Below are 22,740 nucleotides of genomic sequence, written 5' to 3'. Positions count from 1 at the left end.
TCATGGATGATTTATATCTATTCTCGCTTACTTAAGTACTTCTACAAAAAGCCACAACACACTTCATCAATCAAATTAATTATTAAACTTTTTAAATATAATACACCCTTCACACTTAAAACCACACTTTATAATTTTTTCTATCAAACTATTCCTTAATATTGAATACATAAGCTATACGGTGGTCTCCCCTGCCACTAAATAAGACTTCTTAGGCAATCAAATTAGTGCCTAACTATCTGTTATAGAAAAACTGGTCAACAAGTAAATAATTACCTTACACAAAAAGCAACAATGTGCTTTCTTAAGAAGATTGGCTGTAGACTCCTACTGGTTGTATTGCTTTTTTCTTGCCTGTACAAGGCCGTAGCTAATCCCGGTGGTTTGCCCTGGTACCAGAAGACATTTGCTTCTAAGGTATGGGACAACAAAAGCGGCTTGCCCCAAAACACAGTTTTTGATCTCCAAAAAGACGATCAGGGATTTTTGTGGGTGGCAACAGAAGAAGGTTTGGCCCGGTTTGATGGGAATAGTTTTGAGGTATACAACGATTCAAACATTCCTGCTTTAGCCTCCAGTTCTTTTTACGCCATTAGTCCTTCAAAGAAAGGCGGCATTTGGGCCGCTACTGACAACGCCATTGTTCGGTTTCGCCTAAACAAGGCTTCGTCAATCGATTTAAAAAGCTATGTCAAAGAATCCAGAATAAGCTGTATCACCGAAGACTCTCAAGGCAGACTTTGGATTGGAACCCAAGCTGGAGACTTGCTTTACCTGCAAAACAATTCCGTTTTTCCTGTGAAAGCTTGGACGCTCAGAGGTAAAAAATCAATTCAGGCTCTGATCACAATTCCTACCGGATTGTTCATTGGCACTGATGCTGGGTTATACCAATTAGACAAGGAGCTAAAGAAAACAACTTCCATTCCGGGATATGAAACAAAGTACATCCGCACGTTCGCCCTTGCCCAAGACCACTCCCTCTGGATTGGCACTAAGGAGCATGGTGTGTTTCACCACCTCCAAGGCCAGGATGTAAACTATACTTTCACACACGGCCTATCTGAGAACTTTATAACCGCTCTTTCCATAGCACCTGACGGCACTCTGTGGGCAGGAACGCTCACTTCTGGTCTCCACAAATTTGAGAAGGGGAAGTTTACCAGAGTACAACCCAAAGGAGTACCTGAGGACGGAGTGAGAGCCATTCTGTTCAGCGCCCCGAACGCCATGTGGCTAGGCACCGCCGCCTCTGGCCTCGTTCAGTTAAAGCCCGCCGAGGTACAGATGCTTTCCACCGAATTTAAAGAATCAAATAAAGTAATCCTCCCTATTTACCAGCATCCAAATGGAGATGTATGGATAGGAACTAACGGAACAGGCGTTACTAGAATCTCACAAGGAAGAACCTTCAGGTATAGTCAAAAGCAAGGCTTAGCTGCAGATCTAGCCTTGAGCATTGCGGGTACCAAAGAAGCAGTCTTCATAGGCACGCCCAGTGGTCTTAACCGATTTAATCTGAATACCGGCAAAATAGATAAAACATACACCCAGCAAGATGGATTAAGTAATGATATCATTCAGGCCATTTATGCTGATAGTAAGGATAAGCTCTGGATAGCTACTCGTTCAGGCGGAATCTATTTTTTACTTCCCAAAGGTAAAATCCAGAAAGCCCAACTGCCTGCAGCCTTCGCCAATGTTGATTTTGTGAGCATTTTTGAAGACCAGCAGCAAAACATGTGGTTTGGTAGCCGAGGGGCGGGCATGGTGAAAATATCTCCCAAGGGACAACTTACTAATTTCACCTCCACCCAAGGGCTTCCCGCCGGAATCATAGATTGCTTTTACCAAGATCCTGAGGGAGATCTTTGGTTAGGCACTGACAAAGGGTTAGTGTGTTTTAAAGGCAATCGGTTTTTTCTACTAAACAAAACCAATGGGCTTCATTTCAACGGCATTTACAGAATTCTGGAAGACGGCAAAGGATCTCTTTGGGTAAGTGGCACTTTTGGTCTGCAGCGCATAGCCCTGCAAGAACTTAAGAAGGCAAAACAGTCTAAGGACAATAAGCCCCAGATCGTTGCCCAGTTGTTTGACACGTCAGACGGAATGCACAACGCAGAAACAAATGGGGGCATCTTTCCGGCTGGCTACAAATTACAGGATGGCACCTTGTGGTTTCCTACGGTAGAGGGTGTCGCCATTGTGGACCCTGGTTCTCTCCAGATGCAGAAAGAGGAGGTTAACACACAGATAAAAGCTTTCCGGGTTGGCGACAAAGAACTGGACTTTCTGCAAGGCATTGTACTGCCTGCGGGTGTCAACACCATCCAAATTGATTACACCAGCGTTCAGTTCAACAAACCTGCCTCAGTAAACTTTTATTACCGGCTTAAAGGATTAAGTGATACCTGGGAGTTTGCAGATCAGAGAAGGACTGCTTATTTCACAACCCTGGAACCGGGCACTTACACCTTTGAAGTTAAAGCTGAAATGAATGGCGTTTGGTCAAAACCTGTGCAGCTTACTTTTGAAGTAGAGCCTTTCTTCTACCAAACCCACTGGTTTACCGCCATCCTGATTCTTACGCTGTTTCTTGCCGGCTACTTTATGAAGAAGTTTCTTACCAAAGACCAGCAGGAAAAAGTATTAAAGCAGTTGGTAGCAGAGCGCACCAAAGACTTGAATGCAAGCAATGCCCGGTTTAAACTTATCAACAAGATTACGTTCTTAGTTATCTGGGAGTATGATTTAGCACTGGAAGAACTCTACTGGGGCGAAAGCTTTGAAAGCATTCTGGGTCACAGATCTGCTGATAAAAAAGAGAACCTGCAACTGTGGTATGACAACCTGCACCCGGAAGATGCGGCCAAAGTTGCCTCTTCATTTGATAACGCCATCAATGGGGATGCTCTAACCTGGCAGGAAGAATACCGGTTCAGAAAAGGAGATGGCCAATACGCCAGCATCATTGACCGAGCTTTTATTTTAAGAGATGACAAAGGTACTGCCATCCGCATGTTAGGGGCCATTCAGGACATCACCAAAACAAAAGAAGAAGAGCAAAGACTGAGATTGCTTGAATCTGTGATCACCAATGCCACTGATGCCGTCATTATCACAGATGCTGGGGTAGACGCTGACGGACCTAGAATCCTTTACGTAAATGAGGCTTTTACAAAAATGACCGGCTACTTGAAAGAAGAAGCAATAGGTCAATCTCCGCGATTCTTACAAGGCCCCAACTCAGACAGAGCAGAACTAGACCGATTGAAAGCTGCGCTCCAAGCTGGAGTGTCATGCGAGATTGATGTTGTGAATTACCGCAAGAACGGCGAGGAATTTATTTTGAACATGAACGTATCTCCAGTCACCGATCAAAATGGAAACCTCACCCATTTTATTTCTATTGAGCGGGATTTCACCGAACGCCGGGAATACCTTAAGGCAATAGAAGACCAAAATACGAAGCTTCGCGAGATAGCCTGGATACAGTCGCACGTTGTAAGGGCACCGTTAGCTCGTATATTAGGGCTGATCTATCTTCTGGAAGATGGCCCCCACTCTAGGGATGACCTGCAGACTTTATATGGATACATCAAATCTTCGGGGTTGGAGCTTGACACCATCATAAGGGACATTGTGAAAAGAACCGAAGACGTGGAGAAAGAAGTAGAAGTAATATCATAATCCAATGCTCAGGTATGGAAAAGTTCATGGACAAATGCCCCGATTGACATTATTAACGTTTGCCTTAATCCTGAATTACAGGTTTATATAGCATGTTCAAAAACCAAGCATAAATACCAGCAGCTCAGTTGCGGGTATATCTGGGGCTAAAAGACAGAAGTAGTGCGCACGTAAGCAGGGGAACATGCCTTGATAAGTTTCTTGAAAATCTATGGCAAAGGTTAGTGCCATTACTTCAAAAAAGAGTTTTTAATTGACCAGGGTTTACTATTTAAAAAAGGAACATTTACATAGGCGCTCCAATCACCGAGAGCACCCCATTGGCCAGGCAATCTTTCCAGTAGGTGAGAAAAGAGCGTTCGCTTTTCCGGTTCACCTGTATTTTGCCTTCCCGGGGTGCTTTGCCATCGGCTTCGCTCTCAGATTTAAGCACCAGCTCGTTGGCCAGGACAGACTTCAGTTTCTTCCCCAATGACTGTTTCTTTTCCGGTTTTTTAGAAAGAAGGTCAACCTTGAATTCATCGTACTGGAGCTGCATCATTCCCTTAGCCGATTCATTGGTAAGTTCCATCTTAAAAAAGCCGCTCTGCACAAAACCGCTTTTCACGCTCACAAACATGCTGGGCTCAATGATGGGGTTGAGAATGGCCGGATTGCCTTTGCCTATGGTACCCTCTATGGAATGATAGCCGTTGGGGTCCAGCAGGGACAGGCGCACCGTGGCCTGCATGGGCGCCTTGCCCATGATAAACCCTTTGGCTTTGAGCACCGCGGGATTTTTGGGGGACATCAGCTTTTTATCATTGGTTAGGTTCGTGAGGGTCAGGTCAATGTTGCTGCCGGTTACGTAGCCCGTTTTGAAGGCCTTTTCTGATAACTCTTCATACCGCACCGCCAGGTCCCGCACTTTCACCGTCCGGATGTTTACCCCAAAGGGGATTTTCTTGATGAGGTCATGCGGCATAAGGCCAGTCCCTTTGGTGGGGAAGTTTTTCCCGTCTTTGTAGGCGTTCACCCGAGGCTTTTGCGCCACCACCCCCCCGATGTAGAAATTAGAGTGCTTGGACAGGTTGCTGAAGTCTACGTCGGTTAAGTTAACCTCCGGCACCTCCACATTAAACCGGGTGACGGCCATACCCTCCTTCCTTGACATGGCACTGGCACTTAACAGCGGCACCAGGCGCAGGTTTGAGCCGGTAAATTCTTTTTTCTCAGTGGCAACCCGCACGGCCCCCACCTTGATTTTGTAATTTCCATCGGGTAGCGCATAGGATGATTCCTTAGCAGTGGCTTCTATGGCCTTGCTGTAGAATGCCCGGGCAGGATCATGGAAAGAGGTACTGTCCAGCTTTACTCCTTCGGCCTTGATGTTTACGCCAGAAACCCAGAACAAATCGGTCTGTCGGTTGGGCTTGTCTCTGAGCCGGAAGGTTCCGTTTGTCACCTCTATCTCCTTGATAGCCATTTCCCTGAACTGCTTCCCTACTTTTTCATGCAATTGCTGCGAAGAAGTATCCGGTTTCATTTGCCTCAGGAGCCATTGCGGGTTCTCCAATTGGATGGCGTTTACTCCAAATGCTCCCCCAAAGAGTAACTTGATAAAACTGATTCCACTGACCTGCACCTTGGAGGCTTTCACCTCTGATAAACTGGCCGGGGCCTGGGCCGGCGTCTTTTGCTGCAACCGCTTCCAAACCGTTTCATTTGGGACAAGCCTGACTGAGTCCAGGGTAGCCGAACCGGCAAGCAGCGACACCTCCAGATGAGCCATCTGCAGCTTGTACACTCCCTTTGACTGGGTACTCACCTGCTTTTTGACTTTGTTTTCGGCCCATGAATTCAGGTTGCGCCCTACTACCAGCAGGAGCCCCAAAAGGATCACCAGCACGGCACCACCTACTACCCAGTACTTCTTTCTTCTTGACCTGTTTGTTCTATCTTGTTCCACGGCACTGGCTACGTTTGCCCTCCTTGTACGCAGGCTGCCCCTAAGTAACCGGATTCCCAAGCCCTAAAACCCAAGAGATTTCAACCGACCTTAGTAAGCCCCTGTTTTCCAGTTTTCGGCTTCAAAACAAACTTCCCCTCCCATCTCAAAAGGGAGATACAAACCTGTGTTTTAGAGCTCTTTTGGTTAAAACTGCCCGTAAACGGGAATGTTTCAACTCACAAAATACCCTCCACCTGCAACAGAGTGGCAAACGAGTATTGCTGGAGAAAGGAAACGACGTAAACTACATCCCCATTCCTGCAAGATTAGAAGCGAGTCTTGTACCTTTACCCTTTCAGACTTCAACAAAAGTGATATGCTACCGAATGACGCCCCAGAACTTGAGCTAGATGAACAAGAGGAAGAATACTACCGGGCCTACTTTGGGTTGAGCGCCGATTATTACTTACACAAGTTGGCGCTCTTCAAGGCTGGTAAAAAATTTACATTCAACCTGGGTGCTTTCTTTTTTGGCCTGTTCTGGATGCTGTACCGCAAAATGTATGTTCATGCCTTGGTTCTAATGATGGTCTTGGTCGGAGAGTCGTTTCTGCTGGGTAGGGCCGTTGAATATTTTAGCCTCTCTACTAAATCGGCGGGCTTGCTGAACAATTTCACAACCGTTGCCTGGAGTCTTCTGGTAGGATTTATTGGTAACTGGCTCTATCTACGGCAGGCCCAACAAAAAGTGGAACGCGCCCTGCAGGAGGAAACCAATGAGCAGGAGGCGGTGAACCGTTTGAGTCATGAAGGGGGCTTCACCCTTATGCCGCACATTATTGTGGCCGGCCTTATCTTAATCAGCCTTCTATTTTACCAGTTTTCCTGAGGTTGTTTCCCTTAGCTTAGGTGGAGGCATTTCTAAGCCGATTTCTTCAAAACAGGCTGAAAACATAATGAGGTTAATGAAAGGCACGATTACCTGATTAACACCCCAACTTTCTTTAAGATTGTTTTAAACAGACTATATCCTCTATGTTCAAGCGTTACACGCTCCTTAAACTGGCGTTGGTTCTTACGGCCTCTACAATCTTCTCTTCTTGTCAACTGGGTAGGTTTATCTTCTACAATTTCGCCAACATCACCGATTATAAGATCTTCCCTTCCCGGCCACTTACGCATAGTGCCGAAAAATTCATCTTCCATCCATCGGCATCCGCTAAAGCCCCTGCTCCCATTACTGTTCCCGGAAATCGCCAGGTGGACCTGGATGCCTATCTGACTCAAAACGAAACGGTGGCTTTCCTCATCATCCACCACGATACCCTGAAGTATGAGAAGTACTTCAACGGCTATGAACAGAGCTCTATAGTGGCTTCGTTTTCCATGGCCAAGTCGGTGACGTCTATGTTGGTGGGCTGCGCTCTGGCCGATGGGCTTATCAAGTCAGTAGGGGAACCCATCACCAATTACCTGCCCGAGTTGACGCAGCAAGGCATGGAGAAAGTCACCATCCGGCATTTACTGCAGATGACCTCCGGAATTGAGTTCAACGAAAGCTATGTCAATCCTTTCGGAGATGCGGCCAGCTTCTACTATGGGCGACACCTGCGTGATTACATCACTGAGATGGAGCTTAAAACGGATCCAGGCCAGACCTTTGACTATATCAGCGGCAACACCCAACTGCTAGGCGCTGTTCTGGACAAGGCCCTGCGCGGGAAAGCCATCACCCAGTACCTGCAGGAAAAACTCTGGGGACCCATGGGCATGGAATACGATGCCAGCTGGAGCTTAGACAAAGAAGAAAATGGCATGGAAAAAACCTTCTGCTGCCTCAACGCCCGGGCCCGTGATTTTGCGAAACTGGGCCGTTTGTACCTGCACCAAGGCAACTGGAACGGAAAGCAACTTGTGCCCGCCTCCTGGGTAAAGGAATCTACCAAGATTGACACTACTCAAGGCAGCGCCTGGTTCTACCAGTACCAATGGTGGTTCCCATCCGAGTCAGGTGATTACATGGCGCAGGGTATCCTAGGGCAATACATCTACGTGAACCCCGCCAAGAACCTGATCATCGTTAGACTGGGCAAAGACTACGGAGACGTGAATTGGCCAAGCCTTTTTACCAGTATGGCCAGCACTTACTAAGTGCAAAAAAGAAGGGGTAACAAATAGAGTAGTTTTGCGGATGTTTTCGGGAAACGGCCCCAAAGAAAACTTACCATCTGGCACTTGCTTCAGATGGCGGGTACACTTTAAAAAAACTAAATGAGCTTTAGAGTTCCCTTGTACCTCTTCCACCTGAGCCTATTTTTGTTTTAGGGCAGTTTCTTGGAAAACCGCCCTAAAGCAATACGGAAGAACCTATTTGGTCGGTGGATGTTCATTAAACCCTTCAAAAACGGGTGACTTCTTTTATCACTTCGTCTAACTGAAAAAATTGGGCACCTCAAACCTCCCTACATAGCAGAACAACCGGTCATCTTTTGTTAAGGTCATTCTCATGCCACCGAGATCCTTTCCCTTGAGAACAGCAATCCATTTATTAGCAGAATGAAGGCATTTCATTTTTGGCCTTTCCTCTTTTAATCAATACTTCTAAAATTTAATAGAACAAAATTTATAAAATTTTGTACATACATATTATAAATATTAAATTTTACTGATACCTTTATATTTAATAACAAACTCCCCCCTTTTAAGTTAACCAAGAGCAAGGTAAAGCTCCCAAAGGAAAGATGAGAAAAGTTATGCCACTACATATCTAATATTGGAAAGCAAGAAGCGCATCAAGGAGAAAGAAGAGAAACCATTTCCTGTTCAAGAGTATGGAGGAAGTTATGGAAAAGATCCTGCCTACTATCTGCCAAGCCTTAAGAAAAGACCACATCTAGAAAACAAAATGTATTTCTTGAACAAAGCAGAATCATGGAGGCGTTGCTTCTACTTGATAACTTGAGTTAACTACAAAACACATCTGATCTTTTCAGACCCGAGCAAAAGGACACTCAGCACACACTACGCAAACTAAAATAATCATTACCACAGGCATGGATCTTACCACTCCTAAACAAACTGCAACCTCTCCCGAAGAAGGACCTGAGAAACCAGGCATTCTTTATATTGATAGCGAAGAAGATAATCTGGTGGTTTTTAAATCTACTTTCAGAAAGTATTTCAAAGTATTCACTGCTATGTCTGGGGAGGAAGGACTGAGAATCTTAGCCAATGAAACTATTTCGCTGGTGATCACAGACCAGCGTATGCCCAAGACATCGGGGGTACAGTTTCTAAAGAATTTACCTGAAGACAGAGACCTGATCAGAATTATCCTGACAAGCCATAGCGATACTGCCTCTATCTTAGATGCCATCAACAGTGGCAAGATATATAGGTATATCTTGAAACCCTGGGAAAAAGAAAACCTGAAGACCATTATGGAAACTGCGGTAGCAGAGCTTAAACAACGCCAAGCCAATAAAAAACTGGTAGACGAATTGAAATCTGAGAACGAAAGACTGGAGCAAAGAATAGCGGAACTAACGCAACGGGTGAACCTGCAGGAAGCCGAAACAGAAAATCTTCCCACACCTGACCCGCAGGATAAGTAGCTTTATCTGAGGAAAGGAATATCTGTGAACCGCACCCCTTGAACATGCGGTTACTAATGGTTTGTAGGTTTATGAAACGTTTCCTCTTACAAGGAAGACCTTGAAAGGAAAAGGAACTGGTCAATCACCTGAAGGGAGCCAAAACTGTATAGTTACCCTAAATCATGGAGCCTAAAAAGCTTCTCTTGATTCAGGTTCTTTGGCTTGTTTCAAGTTCCCCCTATAAGTAGTCAGGTTTCTGCGCCCAAACTTCCAAAAGGCACTAAATAAGTAAATTAAACCTTTCTGCCTGGCTTAACCCACTAAGCAAGGGGTTTGCGCTATGTTTAGTTTTCTGAACACTCATTCCCTTTTTAAGTTCTCATACACCTCATTGACTCCTCAAAGCTGCTTTACTTCTCAAAGCCAAAAAAAACATTGGTAGACCAAAGCCCCTCTACTTTGGGGCTTCCCCTTCATGCTCTACTGGCTTCTTAACAATTTATTTTTATCCGGCAGAACAGTATTTGAATAAGTTTAAGTATATTTAAAAAAAATAAAGTTATATAATCTGTTAAAATATCAGAATATATAGCTTTCAAGTATAATCATTCCAACTTTATCTCTAGTATATGCTTCACCAAAATGTAAGCAGAAAACATTGGGATTGGGAGATAACCGCTAAAACTCACTATTGGGGAATAAATCTCAAGGAGTTATGGCACTATCGTCATTTATCTTACAGTTTAGTACGCAAAGACTTTCTTCTTAATTACCAGCAAACCATTTTAGGGCCTTTGTGGCTGGTTTTACAACCGTTGCTCACCCTTGCCACATATATTCTGGTATTCAATAGATTAATTGGGGTCTCAACCGGCTCCCTTCCTCCCGTTCTTTTCTACCTGTCGGGCATTGTGCTCTGGAACTTCTTTAATGACACCTTCTTAGGCACGTCCTTTATTTTCCGGGAGAATGCCCAGATTTTCAGCAAAGTTTACTTCCCCAGGCTCATCATGCCCTTTTCTCAACTGGGCACCCAGCTCCTGCGTTTTACCATCCAGTTTACCATGCTGCTGGCCATGCTGGGCTATTACGTCCTGTTTAGGGGCTATGACTTGCCTTCCGGTTTTCTGGTGCTCACCCTTCCATTTTCTATTCTACTGGTTGGCTTGACCGGATTAGCCTTGGGCCTTGTCTTTTCCGTTGTCACCGCTAAATACCGTGACATTATCAACCTGGTCACGTTTGGCGTGCGGTTAATGATGTTTCTTACCCCGGTGCTTTACCCGGTCAATTTTGTGCCCGAGAAAGTCAGATGGATTGTTCAGTTCAACCCGCTCACCTCCTACTTTGAGTGGTTTAGATTGGCGCTTTTGGGTGAAGGAACCATCTCGCCCTGGAGCTTAGGGTACAGTATTGTTTTTACTTTTCTCTTCCTGGGGATCTCTCTGGTTGTGTTCAACAAGCAAGGAGACAAACTAATTGATGTGGTATAGAAATGGGCGAAGTAGTTATACAGGCGGAGAACTTATCAAAGGTTTATCAGTTGGGGACCATCGGCACCGGGACCCTAAGCCGGGATTTATCCCGGTGGTGGACAACCTCTGTGCTCAAAAAGGAAGATCCCTTTTACTTCCCGCAAGCCTCTGAAGAAGGGGGTTCCGCCAAAAACCGCCAGAAGGCATTTTGGGCTTTACAAGACGTCTCTTTTGAGATTCGGCAGGGAGAAGTTTGGGGCATTATCGGCAATAACGGAGCGGGTAAATCAACCCTACTAAAGATTATCTCCCGCATCGTAAAACCCAGCAAAGGAGTAGTGCGCGGGAAAGGCAAAATCAGTAGCCTTCTGGAAGTAGGCACCGGCTTCAACCAGGAGCTGACCGGCCGGGAAAACATTTTCCTGAGTGGGTATATCCTGGGGATGACTAAAAATGAGATCAAGGCAAAGTTTGACGAGATAGTGGACTTCTCAGGCATTGAGAAGTTCCTGGACACCCCGGTGAAACGCTATTCCTCGGGCATGTACGTGCGTTTGGCCTTTGCCGTAGCCGCCCACCTGGAACCAGATATCCTGATTATTGATGAAGTGTTAGCTGTTGGTGACGCCGAATTCCAGAAGAAATGCTTGGGTAAGGTGAAAGATGTGTCTAGAAGCGAAGGCCGCACCATTCTCTTTGTGAGCCACAGCATGCAGGCAGTCTCCAGTTTATGTGACCATGGGCTTTGGCTTCAAAAAGGGAAAGTCATGGACACAGGCAATGCTTCTACCGTCATCAATAACTATATCAAAGGGGTCCGGAAATTTCAGCTCCACCACTCCTGGGACAATCTGGTGGAGGCCCCCGGAAATGAGTTTGTCAGGTTCAAAAGCATCAAATTAATTCCCCAACTGAGGGACCTGGATGCTCCTTTGGATATCAGGACCCCGCTGACGGTTTCTTTTAAGTTCTGGAACCTGCGCGATGACCAGGAGCTGAGTGTGGGCTTGCACCTGTTTTCCTATGGAGGGGAATGCATTTTCGACATCCCTTCTTCGTCGGTTAAGTGCCAGAAAGGATTGGTTGAGGGAGAGTGCACCATCCCCGGCAACTTTCTGAATGACGGCTCTTACTACATCTCCTTGATAGTGGTAAAAGACACCTCGGTAAACCTTTTCTACTATGAAGAATGCTTGTCTTTTGAGATTGACGACTACCGGGGCGATATAAAATGGTTTGGCAAGTGGATGGGGGCTGTACGCCCGTCCTTTCCCTTCCAGATTACACAGAAGGAATTGGTGACGCAGGAATAAAGACAGACTTGCCATGAAAACGCATGCCCCATACCATATCTCGCACCTCTACCTGGATAAGCAATTGCTTACCCCTCCAGAACTTGATACCCAAAACCAAGGAAATTACCTCGTGTTCTGGTGGGATCAAATTGCGTTAGGGCACCTTTTCCTGAAACCAGGTTCAAAACTGACTCCCGAAGAATATTGGGATAAGCTGACGCATGCCATCCGGCCCGCCATTGACCAGTATGCCCAACGTTCAGGCGCAAAAGCTGATTGGCAGCAATGGATCCAAACTCAGGAGGTAGAAGCCTGGGCAGGTTGGATGAGTAAAATCATGACCGGCAGTATTCCGCAGGAAATTCCGGACAACGTGGATGTATCGGTGATCATATGCACCCGCAACAGGGCTCCCCAACTACAGCGCTGCCTTGTCATGCTGCAGGAGTTGGAGTGTGTGCCCGCAGAGATTATTGTCATTGACAATGCTCCTACCGATGACAGCACCTATGAAGTTGTCAAAAAGTTTGACGGGGTAAAATATGTCAAAGAGCCCCTGCCTGGCTTGGACATTGCCCGCAATACCGGGGTGTTGGAAGCCAAATGCCCCATTGTCACCTTCGTGGATGATGATGTGACCGTGCACCCCCTCTGCATTTACCGGATTTGGGAGACTTTCCTGAACCCATCCATTGATGCCATGACGGGCTTGGTCATCGCTTTTGAACTGAAAACCGAAGCTCAGCTTTTGTTTGAAACCCAATGGAGCTTTAATAGAGGCTACTCCGACATCCTCTATGACCAAAAATACTTTCAAGCTACGGTTAAGAAAGGCCCACCTGTCTGGGAAATTGGGGCCGGGGCCAACATGGCGTTCAGAAGAAATGTTTTTGAAAAGGTAGGCTTGTTTGACGAGCGTTTAGACGTGGGGGCTGCTGGCTGTAGTGGTGACTCTGAGATGTGGTACCGGATTCTAGCCAACGGATTATCCATCCACTACAACCCCAGGGCCATTGTCTACCATGAGCACCGGAAAGGAACCAAAGACCTTCAAAAGCAGATCTTCTATTACATGCGCGGCCACGCCGCCGCAGCCTTGATTCAGCGGACCCAAAAACATGGGGAAGGCTACAAGCAGTACCTTTTGTCCCAACTTCCCAGATATTACGGCTATATGCTGCTAAGGGGATTTCCCTTATACCGTTCGCGGTTTAGTACGCTGGCTTTCGAGACCAAGGGTCTGCTTTCGGGGGTGCTATTTTATTTCAGAAACCGGAAACGTCCGGCGCTAACACAGGGAGGACGCCGGCTATGAACAGGAATGCCTCTTTCCCCTTGGTCTCGGTGATCATTCCCAGCTACAACCACGGCCGCTATTTACGCGAAGCTGTCGAGAGCGTAAAGCAGCAGTCCTACCCCGCCATTGAGATAGTGGTAGTGGATGACGGCTCAACCGATAACACCAAGGAGGTAGCAGCGCAATGTGGGGTGGCTTACCATTACCAGGAGAACCAAGGCCTTTCCGCTGCCCGGAACACCGGGATCAGAAACAGCCGCGGGGAGATGCTGGTGTTTCTGGACGCCGATGACTGGCTTTTGCCCGGCGCTATTGAAATGAACGCTGCCTACCTGCAAGGCAACGAGCAGCTCGCCTTTGTATCTGGCGCCCACGAGAAGGTCTTTGAAGTGGAAGGAGTTATTAAGGACGAAATCTCAAAAGTGCCCTCAAACCATTACGTCCACCTGCTGCAAGGGAATTACATAGGAATGCATGCCACCGTCATGTACCGCAGATGGGTGTTCAAAGAAATGGAATATGATACCTCCCTTAAAAAGTGCGAGGATTATGATTTGTACCTGAGGATTGCCAGAAAGTACCCGGTCCTGCACCACCCACGTAAAATTGCCGCATATCGGCTTCATTCCACTAATATGTCCTCCAACATACCGGGCATGTTGTCCACCGTGCTAGAGGTGTTAGAAAGGCAACAACCTAACTTACAAACACCAGAAGAAAAGCAGGCTTACCTCAAGGGGCAGGAGATCTGGAAGTCTTACTACTGCGAGGAGCTTTACAAGAGTTTAACTCAAAAGAAAGCCCCTTCTTCTTTACAGGCAACCAAAACCTTTATCAGGTACCGGCCTGCCTTGTTTCTCAAATACATGATTAAAAGCATACTCTTATGATGAGGTCAAAGATAAAAAAGTACACGCCTGCTTTTGGGCTGAGATTCTTACAGCGTAACGGATACATCAAGAACTACATCCCGGAAGTAAACCAAGTAGAAACCGGGGATTTTGGTGTGACAAAGCCCTTCAGTACCGAATTTGGCTATGACCGCGGTGGTCCGGTAGACCGTTACTACATAGAAAACTTTCTACGGCAGGAAGCAAGCCGAATCAAAGGAAGAGGCCTTGAAATTGGGGACAATGAATATACGTTGGGCTTTGGCGGATCCAGAATCACCCAAAGCGATGTGCTTCACGTGAACGACAGCAACCCCAAGGCCACTTTTATAGGGGATATCAGTAATGCGCCCCAACTGCCAGACAATACCTTTGACTGTATTGTCTTAACCCAGACCCTGCACCTGATTTACGACTTCAAAGGGGCGCTCCAAACCTGCCATCGTATTTTAAAGCCGGGCGGAACCTTGCTTTTGACGGTACCGGGTATCACGCCCATTGACCACGGAGAGTGGAAAGATATCTGGTATTGGTCTTTTACAGACAAAGCCATGACCCGCTTGATGGCCGAAACGTTTCCTAAGGGAGAAGTGGAGGTGAATACGTTTGGGAACGTTTTTGTGGCAACGGCTTTCCTGTACGGGATGGGCCTGCAAGAGGTACCCAAAAGCAAGCTGGACCAACACGATCCCCATTTTCAGGTCATCATAACCGTTAGAGCCACCAAATCAATCCAAGGGTAATGCAGAAGTTAGTCTCAGCGGTTCGCAGGTATTGGTCGCCCAAAGCAGTGGTGCTCATGTACCATCGTATCGCTACCCCTGCGTCTGACATTTGGGACATAGCGGTAAGCCCCGCCAACTTTGACCAACAGCTCTCCTTTCTGAAGAAGCACTACCAAGTAATTTCCTTACAGGAGTTAGCGGAGGATGTAAAGCAGAAGAAGATCAGGCGGAACAGCGTCGCCATCACTTTTGACGATGGGTATGTAGACAATTACCTAGAAGCAAAACCTTTACTGGAAAAGTATGGCTTGCCCGCCACGTTTTTCATCTCTTCCGGAAATATTGGGCAGAAAACGCCTTTCTGGTGGGACGAACTAGAGCAGTTGATTCTGTTCACGGAACAGTTACCTCGGGTTTTTCCAGTCGGAATAAGTGAAAACATACCCAAGACAGATTTACAGGAAGAAAGCTTTTTGACAAGTGGGCTACAGCTCAAGCACACCTCCTGGAAAGCCTGTGATGAGGCACCTCCTACTAAAAGAGCCAGTTTATTCTACACGCTTTGGCAGGAGTTGAAGCCTCTTTCTCCCATTCAGCAAAAAGAGGGAATGCAGAAGATAAGGGAGTGGGCGGGCGCTACCGGAGAAGGACAGCCCGGGCTCACGAGCATGTCGGTGGAGCAGTTGAAAGCCTTGGGGCAGAGCACCCTTCTAGACATAGGGGCGCATACGGTGTCGCATCCGGCTTTGGCTTTCCATGATTCTGACCTGCAAACAAAAGAACTAGCTGAAAACAGGACATTCCTACAGGAAATGACGGGCCAGGAAATTGGCTTATTAGCTTATCCTTACGGGAATTACAATAATGAGACGCTTACTTGTGTAAACAACCTCAAGTTCAAAGCCGCTTTCACAACCGAAGAACGCCCAATAGACAAACAGGCGAATCAATACCGTTTAGGAAGGTTTCAGGTGAAAAATGTTCCTTCCCATGAATTTGGCTCCGTCCTTCGCGGGTGGTGATTTACTTTTTTGATAAATGCTATGAGTACCGGTTCTTTTCCTTTGGTTTCTGTCATAATTGCCTTTCTCAACGAAGAGCGCTTTCTTCCTGAGGCAATAGAAAGCGTTCTTCGGCAGGAGTATGCCCAGTGGGAACTGCTTCTGATTGATGACGGATCAACTGACCAAAGCACCTCCATCGCGAAAGGATTTGCGGAGCGTTTTCCGGAAAAGATTTTTTACCATGAGCACGAAGGCCATCAAAACAAAGGGCTCAGCACCAGCCGAAACCTCGGCCTGGAACTTGCCAAGGGCCACTACATCGCCATCCTGGATGCCGATGACGTCTGGCTCCCGGGCAAACTTTCTAACCAAATATCTATTTTCAGGCAGCACCCGGAGGCAACCCTCATTGCCGAGGCTTCAGATTATTGGTATAGTTGGCAAGACCCACAAAAGGAAAATGTTTCCATACCGGTAGGTGCCCCGCAAGACAGATTGTATGCCCCTCCAAAGTTGATGGAACAGTTATACCCCTTGGGCAGCGGCGCCGCCCCTGTGCCGTCTGGATTGATTATTGAAAAAACGGCCTTTAAACGACTAGGTGGCTTTGAAGACTCCTTCAAGAAAGAATATGGGCTGTATGAAGACCAGGCTTTCTTAAGCAAATTCTACCTCAGGGAAAAGGTGTATGTGTCCTCGGTTTGTAATAACCTTTACCGTCAACGGCCAGAATCCATTGTCTCCAGTGTTCATGCAGATGGAAAGTACCACGCCGTCAGGAAGTTTTTCTTATACTGGCTAAAGAATTACATGGACAAGGAGGGCATTACCGACAGCAAGACCAGGTCACTGCTGCAGAAAGCCCTGTTCCCCTATGAATTCCCCCGTTTGTATCTGCTTTCAAACAAGCTCCTGAGAAAGCTGAAAAGCTTTTAGAGGTTACACCCAAGATTAAGCGAACGTACCATGCCTGCGATTTCGGTTTTGATGCCCGTCTATAATTCTGAGAGGTTTCTGCCAGAAGCTATTGACAGCATCTTAAACCAGACATTTCAGGATTTTGAGTTTCTGATCATTGACGATGGATCTACGGACAGCAGTTTGGAGATCATCCGGTTATATAAGGACCCCAGAATAAAGTTATACCAAAACGACCAGAACTCAGGAATCTCCCCCACTTTAAACAGAGGTATTCAACTCGCCAAATCGGATTTGATTGCCCGCATGGACGCCGATGACATCAGCCATCCTACCCGGCTGGAGAAACAATTCGCCTATATGCAGAACCACCCAGACTGCGCCATGGTGTCTTCCCTGGTAAAGGTGATCTCCGAGACCGGGGAACTGATCAGGCAGGATGAATTTGACAGCCGGTTCTTTTACTATAATCTCAATTTCATCTGCTGGATCTACCACCCTACCGTGCTCTACCGGAAAAAGGCGGTTCAGGAAGTGGGCATGTACACGGCTGCGTATTCTGAGGACTTTGAACTGTTCTGGCAATTAGCGAGGAACCATAAAATATATAACCTGCCTGAGGTTTTGCTTGACTACCGGGTCACAGACCAGAGCCTGCATCAGGTTTTGAAGAAGCAAGAGTACGACAAAGCCCAAAAAGACCAGCTGTTACGAAATTTGAGGTATTATGCAGGGGAAACATTTACCATTCAGGAAAAATACCTGGAGTGTTTTCAGCATGATTTTACCACTCTGCTGAAGGAACAAAAGGTTGGCAGCCTGTTAGAATGCATCAAAGTGCTTAACCATTTAAACAAACAGATAGAAAGAAAAGAGAACATTAACCGCGACGTAAATGCCATCAAAGAAGCGGCCTATCACAAAAAGCGGTTTATTATCGCATCATTAGCCAGACGCCTTCCCAAAGTGAAAGCAACCCTGTTTTTAATCAGACTAGGGAAAATAAAGTTTTTGACGCAATTGATTGTCACTAACCTTCTCAGGAGAAAATAAAAAAGACAAATTACATTGGTTAGGAAGACTATAAATAGTAAATTCACATAAATTATTAATTACGTCCTAAACTTAACTATCCTTTTTTCATCTATATAGACCAAATATCACTGATTAAGGTTTTTATTACTGATTTAATCGAATACCCATTCGAATTCTGCTCTCCTCCTACCTTCAACCGGTATCTCCTGATTCAAACTGGAATTCTACGATTAAACCATTTGAAATAGCAGGTTAACAAACTTCTTCTAGAAAACCATTTGCCTATATTTTAAAACACAAAGGATACACGTTAAGAGCAGACCAGTCGTCATATAGCGCTTAATACATAATACTCAACCTATAACACTCAATTAAATAACACAAAAATAAACAACCCTTAATTATAGCGTAACATCACTATTACCTTCCCGCTTTGAGCAAAGAATTACTCATTAACCCTGATCTGAAAGCAAATAACTTTGATTTGCTGAGGCTCCTGTTGGCTGTAGTCGTGATCTACAGCCACTGCTTCGTTATATATCATGGGAAGGTGATAAATACCGAACCCCTCATGGTCTTTTCAAATAACCAAGTGGATTTGGGCGGCATTGCGGTGAATGGATTCTTTATCATAAGCGGCTTTTTGATCCTTCATAGTTTTAAGCATAGCCACTCAACCGCAGGGTATTTAAAAAAAAGGATTCTGAGGATCTTCCCTGGCTTTTTTGTTGCTTTTACCATTAGTGTGTTGCTTTTAGGCCCTATTGGGACCATTGAAGCAAAGTATCCACTAGGCAATTGGGGACAATATCTACTCTGGTTACCCAAAAAACAGTTTCTATTAAACTTATTAACTCTACAAGCCCCTAAGGTATTCTGGTGTTTCCCGGGGATTCCCCTCCCCAACCAGATCAATGAATCTTTATGGACTATCCATTATGAATTCATTTGCTACTTACTGGTGCCTCTTGTAGGGCTCTTGGGTGTGTTCAAAAAGAAATGGATTGCAATCCTTCTTTTCCTATTTGCATACTCAATCCTGGTTTTGCAAGAATACGCCCAGCTATTCCTTTGGGAGAATTACAATGGAAAATTGTTGGGCCACCCGGTGTACCTTCCCAGGTTTTTCACCTTCTTTTTGGCAGGTGCTTGCACTTATCTTTTTAAAGAGAAAATCCCCAGGAACTTTGGGCTCCTAATCTTATCAATTACCAGCCTTGTTTTTGCTTGTGGCTGGTCTCAAACCTTTGTTGTAGTAGCTCCTTTTGCTTTAACGTATCTCCTTTTCTACCTCTCCTATCTCCCCTACTTTCAAATCACAAACTTTACCCGCCACGGAGACTTTTCTTACGGCACCTACCTTTATGCTTGGCCAATACAACAATTGGTCATGTACTTTATAGGAAAACACGTAACCACAACCAGCTTATTTTTTATTTCACTTTTTTTCACCCTTTTGGCAGCCTACGTCAGCTGGCACTGGGTAGAAAAGTATTTTATAAGAATGAAGGAAAAGCCCCTACTTTTCTCCTTTATCCCTTTTAACCTACGTGCCGTACCTGTTACCAAGAAGCAAAGCCAATAAGGCACAAGGGCTGTTTAAACCATTATTCAGATAATTGAGAAGTCCGTTTTAAGTAAATATTTAGAAAAGCAGCTGTAAAACACAGCTCAAATTCGTCAAATAAAAAGCTACTTATTGTCACTTAAAACGCAGTAAGCTTTTATTCACCTAACTGTTACATTGTGCTTACAAGAATTCCATCTTCGCCACCTATGATAAAACCTCTTCCCAAAGATGGAAAGAGACCTTTGTGGTCTGTGATGGTTCCTGTATACAACTGCGCCACGTATCTGCCCGAAACCCTTGAAAGCATTCTTTCCCAGAACATACCGGAGGAGGACATGCAAATTGAGGTCATTGACGATGCCAGCACAGATGCTGACGTGGCGGCCTTGGTTCAAACAATTGGTAAAGGAAGAATCACCTACTACCGCCAACCCCAGAACGTGGGCAGTCTGCGCAACTTTGAAACGTGCCTTAATCGGTCTAAAGGGCATTTGGTGCATTTGCTGCATGGTGATGACCGCGTTCTCCCGGGGTTCTACTCTAAGATGGGCACACTGTTTCAACAGCATCCTACCGCAGGGGCAGCGATGTGCCGGTTCCGTTATGTGGATGAAAGTGGCCAGTGGCTCTACAACCAAACCCTTGAAACGGAAGAGGACGGGATTCTGGAGAACTGGTTTATGAAGGCCGCCATCAGAAATCCGACCCAATACGCCGCCACGGTAGTACGCCGCGAAGTCTACGAGAACCTGGGCAGCTTCTATGGGCTTACGTATGGCGAAGATTGGGAAATGTGGGCCAGAATTGCGAAGCACTACCCTGTAGCCTATACCCCCCAAATCCTGGCAGATTACCGCAAGCACTTCAGTTCTATTTCCAGCAACAAATTCCTGACGGGTCAGAACTCCGCAGACATGCTGCAGGTCATGAACATGATCCAGAAACTACTGCCTGTGGAACTTAGGAAAGAAGTCCTACAGAAATCAAAGAAGTTTTATGCCCATTACGGCATAAGAGTGGCGAACCAGGTTTGGCACTCGGCTCACCATAAAGAAGGAGTAAAAGCCCAGATTAAGTATGCCTTGGGAATGCACTTAGATGCACCACTCCTTTGGAGCACGGCCAAAGTTTACTTAAAAATGACCCTTAATATTACATGAAAGGCGGCGTTTCAATAGTCATCTGCACTTACAACGGCGCAAAGCTCCTTCCAGAAACTTTGCGCCATATTGCCTTGCAACAGGTCCGTTCCGAAGTGCCCTGGGAGGTGATTATTGTAGATAATGCCTCTACAGATGATACCGCCTTGGTAGTAGAGGAACAATGGAATAAATACAGCAGCCAGGTTAAGTTTACGCTATTGCACCAGCCTAAACCCGGTCTCACCTTTGCCCGAGAGCTAGGGTACGCACATGCCCAGTACGACTACATTCTCCTGTGCGACGATGATAACTGGCTTAGCCCCAATTACGTGAACCTGGCGTATGACCTGATGGAAGAAAACCCCAACATAGGGGTTTTAGGCGGATACGGAGACTTGGTGTACGAAGAAGAGCCACCCTATTTTGCCACCCAGTTGCGGCTGTTTGCCAATGGCCACCAGGCGCCAGAATCTGGGAAAGTGGCCAAGAACACCGTGTACGGGGCCGGTTGCGTTCTTAGGAAATCAGCGTATGACCACTTATTCCGGATTGGCTACAAACCCATTCTTACCGACAGGCTGGCTTCGGCCTTAAGCTCAGGCGGAGATTACGAGATTTGCTACGCCTTGGCCCTTCTGGGATACGATATCTGGTACGATGAGCGGCTCACTTTTATGCACTTCATGGTAAAGGAGCGCCAAACCTGGGACTATTACCTCCGTTACCTGAAAGAAAGCACAGCCTGTTTTGAGGTATTAGATGCTTACAACATCTTGATCAATCAAGGAAGCAGATCTGTGCTCACGTTCAACTACCGTTTCCTGAAGGGATTTTTATACTATGTTCAGGAAATTGCCCGGTTAACGGTGAAGAAAGTAGCGTTGAACCCTGCCTCTGACGAAGGGAAGATAAACAGCTTGCTGTTTTTAGGATACAAAACCAGATTATTGGGTTACCGGAAATATTTTAAAGTCAAGAAAAACTTCCTCCAGCTTTTGAAATTCAAAAATGAGAAATTGACCCCAAAGATTAACGCCAAGGACGGTTTTCTGGTCCCTTCCCAAAAGCTAAAACATAACCTTTCTTAGTCTTGGAGGGTTGAACCTTTGGGCCACAAAGCACCAACGGTTTAACATTGGGTATGCTGCGTTTTAAGGGCTAAAAAATGAAAAAGCCCTCAAACCAAAATGCTTTGGCTGAGGGCTTCTCTATTTTCCTGACATATCAGGGAGCCAAGAGAAACAGTGACACCACCGTTTCTTTCTGCTCAAACCTTTCCCCCATTTTCTTCCCGAAGCTTGAGAAAGTAGTTTCCAAGGTTTGCCCCGGAACAAAACTCTTTTCAAAATACCAGGACGGCTGCCCTATGAATCCGCCAATATTGTTCCGCACATGCGTGTGGTACAAAAACCATAGGCGGTCGTTTCCCTTAAACCCACTGAAAGCCTGGGAAAGTTTTTGGAGGTACTCCGCCTGGTTAGCTGATTCTGTTTTAAGGTCTTTCCCTTCTATGGCCGTGAACTTGAGGTTGTAGGCCTCCTTGTAGTAGGCGTAGGCATGCCACATGTTCCAGTACACGTATACCACGTCGCCTGGCTGGTATCTTTCATTGATATACAGCAACGCTTCCCGGTTAGCCTCCTTTTTATAGAATTGATTGGTGTTGATCATTTCCCCGGCCGCATTCCAAACTGGAGTTGCTAGCAGAAGCACACTCAGAATCAGCTTTACAGGCCATTTTTTAGGAAGGAGCTCCTGAACAAACTGGGCTCCATAGCCAATAAACAGGATGAACATGGGAACCAGAAATAGGACAAACCGCTCGTGGAAGGGATAAAGCTTCAGCCCTGAGGCTACCAACGTCAGCAAGATGGGAAAAGCTAATACCGAGAACCCCTCAAAGTTTTTCCGGAGTTTCATCACTAAGCCAACCACCAGAAGCACCAAAGAGAGCAGGCGTAATTGCGCAAATAGAAACGTAAAGGCACCCGCAAACCTTATTTTCTGGCCCAAGGGATGCTTCACTAGGGCATTCACTTTATGCAGGAACCATTCAAAGTCACCCATGGAGGACGGCAATAAAGGCATATAAGCACTGTACACTTTCTCGAAGAAGACGGTGAGCCATCCCGAGTCCTGGTAGCGGCCCAGGAACAGGGCGTAGACGGCG

17 protein-coding genes are annotated in these 22,740 nt (G+C 46.1%); 15 read left to right on the top strand and 2 right to left on the bottom strand.

Annotated elements, in window-relative coordinates:
* The first annotated feature begins 438 nt into the window (after positions 1–438).
* Positions 439–3,693 (top strand): two-component regulator propeller domain-containing protein, encoded by a 3,255-nt coding sequence (locus ACW9SV_RS22195; RefSeq protein ID WP_479558977.1) that lies wholly within the window; start codon positions 439–441, stop codon positions 3,691–3,693.
* A gap of 286 nt (positions 3,694–3,979) precedes the next feature.
* Here the strand turns inward: ACW9SV_RS22195 and ACW9SV_RS22190 are convergent, their stop codons facing one another.
* Positions 3,980–5,641 (bottom strand): hypothetical protein, encoded by a 1,662-nt coding sequence (locus ACW9SV_RS22190; protein WP_479558976.1) that lies wholly within the window; start codon positions 5,639–5,641, stop codon positions 3,980–3,982.
* 358 nt (positions 5,642–5,999) lie between these two features.
* Between ACW9SV_RS22190 and ACW9SV_RS22185 the strand changes: the two genes are divergently transcribed.
* From ACW9SV_RS22185 to ACW9SV_RS22120, 14 genes are all read left to right on the top strand, one after another.
* Positions 6,000–6,512, top strand: a complete 513-nt coding sequence (locus ACW9SV_RS22185; RefSeq protein WP_479558975.1) for a DUF2628 domain-containing protein — start codon at positions 6,000–6,002, stop codon at positions 6,510–6,512.
* Positions 6,513–6,658: 146 nt separating this feature from the next.
* Positions 6,659–7,774 carry a serine hydrolase domain-containing protein gene (locus ACW9SV_RS22180; RefSeq protein WP_479558974.1) on the top strand — a complete coding sequence of 372 codons (1,116 nt, stop codon included), beginning with the start codon at positions 6,659–6,661 and terminating at the stop codon, positions 7,772–7,774.
* Positions 7,775–8,676: 902 nt separating this feature from the next.
* Positions 8,677–9,237, top strand: a complete 561-nt coding sequence (locus ACW9SV_RS22175) for a response regulator (protein WP_479558973.1) — start codon at positions 8,677–8,679, stop codon at positions 9,235–9,237.
* Between the two features lie 611 nt (positions 9,238–9,848).
* The gene (locus tag ACW9SV_RS22170) at positions 9,849–10,712 is read left to right on the top strand and encodes an ABC transporter permease (protein WP_479558972.1); all 864 of its coding nucleotides are present in this window, start codon (positions 9,849–9,851) and stop codon (positions 10,710–10,712) included.
* A 2-nt stretch (positions 10,713–10,714) separates the two neighbouring features.
* On the top strand, positions 10,715–12,007 hold the full coding sequence (locus tag ACW9SV_RS22165) for an ABC transporter ATP-binding protein (RefSeq protein WP_479558971.1): 1,293 nt from the start codon (positions 10,715–10,717) through the stop codon (positions 12,005–12,007).
* Between the two features lie 13 nt (positions 12,008–12,020).
* A complete protein-coding gene (locus ACW9SV_RS22160) occupies positions 12,021–13,304 on the top strand; it encodes a glycosyltransferase family 2 protein (protein ID WP_479558970.1) in 1,284 nt (427 codons plus the stop codon).
* The gene (locus ACW9SV_RS22155; RefSeq protein WP_479558969.1) at positions 13,301–14,176 is read left to right on the top strand and encodes a glycosyltransferase family 2 protein; all 876 of its coding nucleotides are present in this window, start codon (positions 13,301–13,303) and stop codon (positions 14,174–14,176) included. The genes ACW9SV_RS22160 and ACW9SV_RS22155 overlap by 4 nt, the downstream gene beginning before the upstream one ends.
* On the top strand, positions 14,173–14,919 hold the full coding sequence (locus tag ACW9SV_RS22150) for a class I SAM-dependent methyltransferase (protein WP_479558968.1): 747 nt from the start codon (positions 14,173–14,175) through the stop codon (positions 14,917–14,919). The genes ACW9SV_RS22155 and ACW9SV_RS22150 overlap by 4 nt, the downstream gene beginning before the upstream one ends.
* Positions 14,919–15,923, top strand: a complete 1,005-nt coding sequence (locus ACW9SV_RS22145; protein WP_479558967.1) for a polysaccharide deacetylase family protein — start codon at positions 14,919–14,921, stop codon at positions 15,921–15,923. The genes ACW9SV_RS22150 and ACW9SV_RS22145 overlap by 1 nt, the downstream gene beginning before the upstream one ends.
* 21 nt (positions 15,924–15,944) lie before the next feature.
* Positions 15,945–16,841: a glycosyltransferase family 2 protein gene (locus ACW9SV_RS22140; protein WP_479558966.1), complete on the top strand. Its 897-nt coding sequence runs from the start codon at positions 15,945–15,947 to the stop codon at positions 16,839–16,841.
* Positions 16,842–16,871: 30 nt separating this feature from the next.
* On the top strand, positions 16,872–17,876 hold the full coding sequence (locus tag ACW9SV_RS22135; RefSeq protein ID WP_479558965.1) for a glycosyltransferase family 2 protein: 1,005 nt from the start codon (positions 16,872–16,874) through the stop codon (positions 17,874–17,876).
* 415 nt (positions 17,877–18,291) lie between these two features.
* Complete coding sequence (locus ACW9SV_RS22130) at positions 18,292–19,443, top strand: acyltransferase family protein (RefSeq protein WP_479558964.1); 1,152 nt, start codon at positions 18,292–18,294, stop codon at positions 19,441–19,443.
* A gap of 239 nt (positions 19,444–19,682) precedes the next feature.
* Positions 19,683–20,588 carry a glycosyltransferase family 2 protein gene (locus ACW9SV_RS22125; RefSeq protein WP_479559003.1) on the top strand — a complete coding sequence of 302 codons (906 nt, stop codon included), beginning with the start codon at positions 19,683–19,685 and terminating at the stop codon, positions 20,586–20,588.
* A complete protein-coding gene (locus ACW9SV_RS22120; RefSeq protein ID WP_479558963.1) occupies positions 20,585–21,658 on the top strand; it encodes a glycosyltransferase in 1,074 nt (357 codons plus the stop codon). The genes ACW9SV_RS22125 and ACW9SV_RS22120 overlap by 4 nt, the downstream gene beginning before the upstream one ends.
* Positions 21,659–21,794: 136 nt before the next feature.
* Here the strand turns inward: ACW9SV_RS22120 and ACW9SV_RS22115 are convergent.
* The coding region (locus ACW9SV_RS22115) for a hypothetical protein (RefSeq protein WP_479558962.1) at positions 21,795–22,740 on the bottom strand (946 nt) is incomplete at its 5' end.

Source organism: Rufibacter sp. JT20002 (assembly GCF_056491185.1).
Note: the sequence above shows the minus strand (reverse complement) of the source record. Positions and strands in the feature narration are given on the sequence as shown.

Coding starts and splice junctions, on each gene's coding strand:
- ACW9SV_RS22185 (WP_479558975.1), top strand. CDS start 6,000: ATGCTACCGAATGACGCCCCAGAACTTGAGCTAGATGAACAAGAGGAA.
- ACW9SV_RS22135 (WP_479558965.1), top strand. CDS start 16,872: ATGCCTGCGATTTCGGTTTTGATGCCCGTCTATAATTCTGAGAGGTTT.
- ACW9SV_RS22150 (WP_479558968.1), top strand. CDS start 14,173: ATGATGAGGTCAAAGATAAAAAAGTACACGCCTGCTTTTGGGCTGAGA.
- ACW9SV_RS22160 (WP_479558970.1), top strand. CDS start 12,021: ATGAAAACGCATGCCCCATACCATATCTCGCACCTCTACCTGGATAAG.
- ACW9SV_RS22155 (WP_479558969.1), top strand. CDS start 13,301: ATGAACAGGAATGCCTCTTTCCCCTTGGTCTCGGTGATCATTCCCAGC.
- ACW9SV_RS22170 (WP_479558972.1), top strand. CDS start 9,849: ATGCTTCACCAAAATGTAAGCAGAAAACATTGGGATTGGGAGATAACC.
- ACW9SV_RS22140 (WP_479558966.1), top strand. CDS start 15,945: ATGAGTACCGGTTCTTTTCCTTTGGTTTCTGTCATAATTGCCTTTCTC.
- ACW9SV_RS22120 (WP_479558963.1), top strand. CDS start 20,585: ATGAAAGGCGGCGTTTCAATAGTCATCTGCACTTACAACGGCGCAAAG.
- ACW9SV_RS22165 (WP_479558971.1), top strand. CDS start 10,715: ATGGGCGAAGTAGTTATACAGGCGGAGAACTTATCAAAGGTTTATCAG.
- ACW9SV_RS22145 (WP_479558967.1), top strand. CDS start 14,919: ATGCAGAAGTTAGTCTCAGCGGTTCGCAGGTATTGGTCGCCCAAAGCA.
- ACW9SV_RS22125 (WP_479559003.1), top strand. CDS start 19,683: ATGGTTCCTGTATACAACTGCGCCACGTATCTGCCCGAAACCCTTGAA.
- ACW9SV_RS22180 (WP_479558974.1), top strand. CDS start 6,659: ATGTTCAAGCGTTACACGCTCCTTAAACTGGCGTTGGTTCTTACGGCC.
- ACW9SV_RS22175 (WP_479558973.1), top strand. CDS start 8,677: ATGGATCTTACCACTCCTAAACAAACTGCAACCTCTCCCGAAGAAGGA.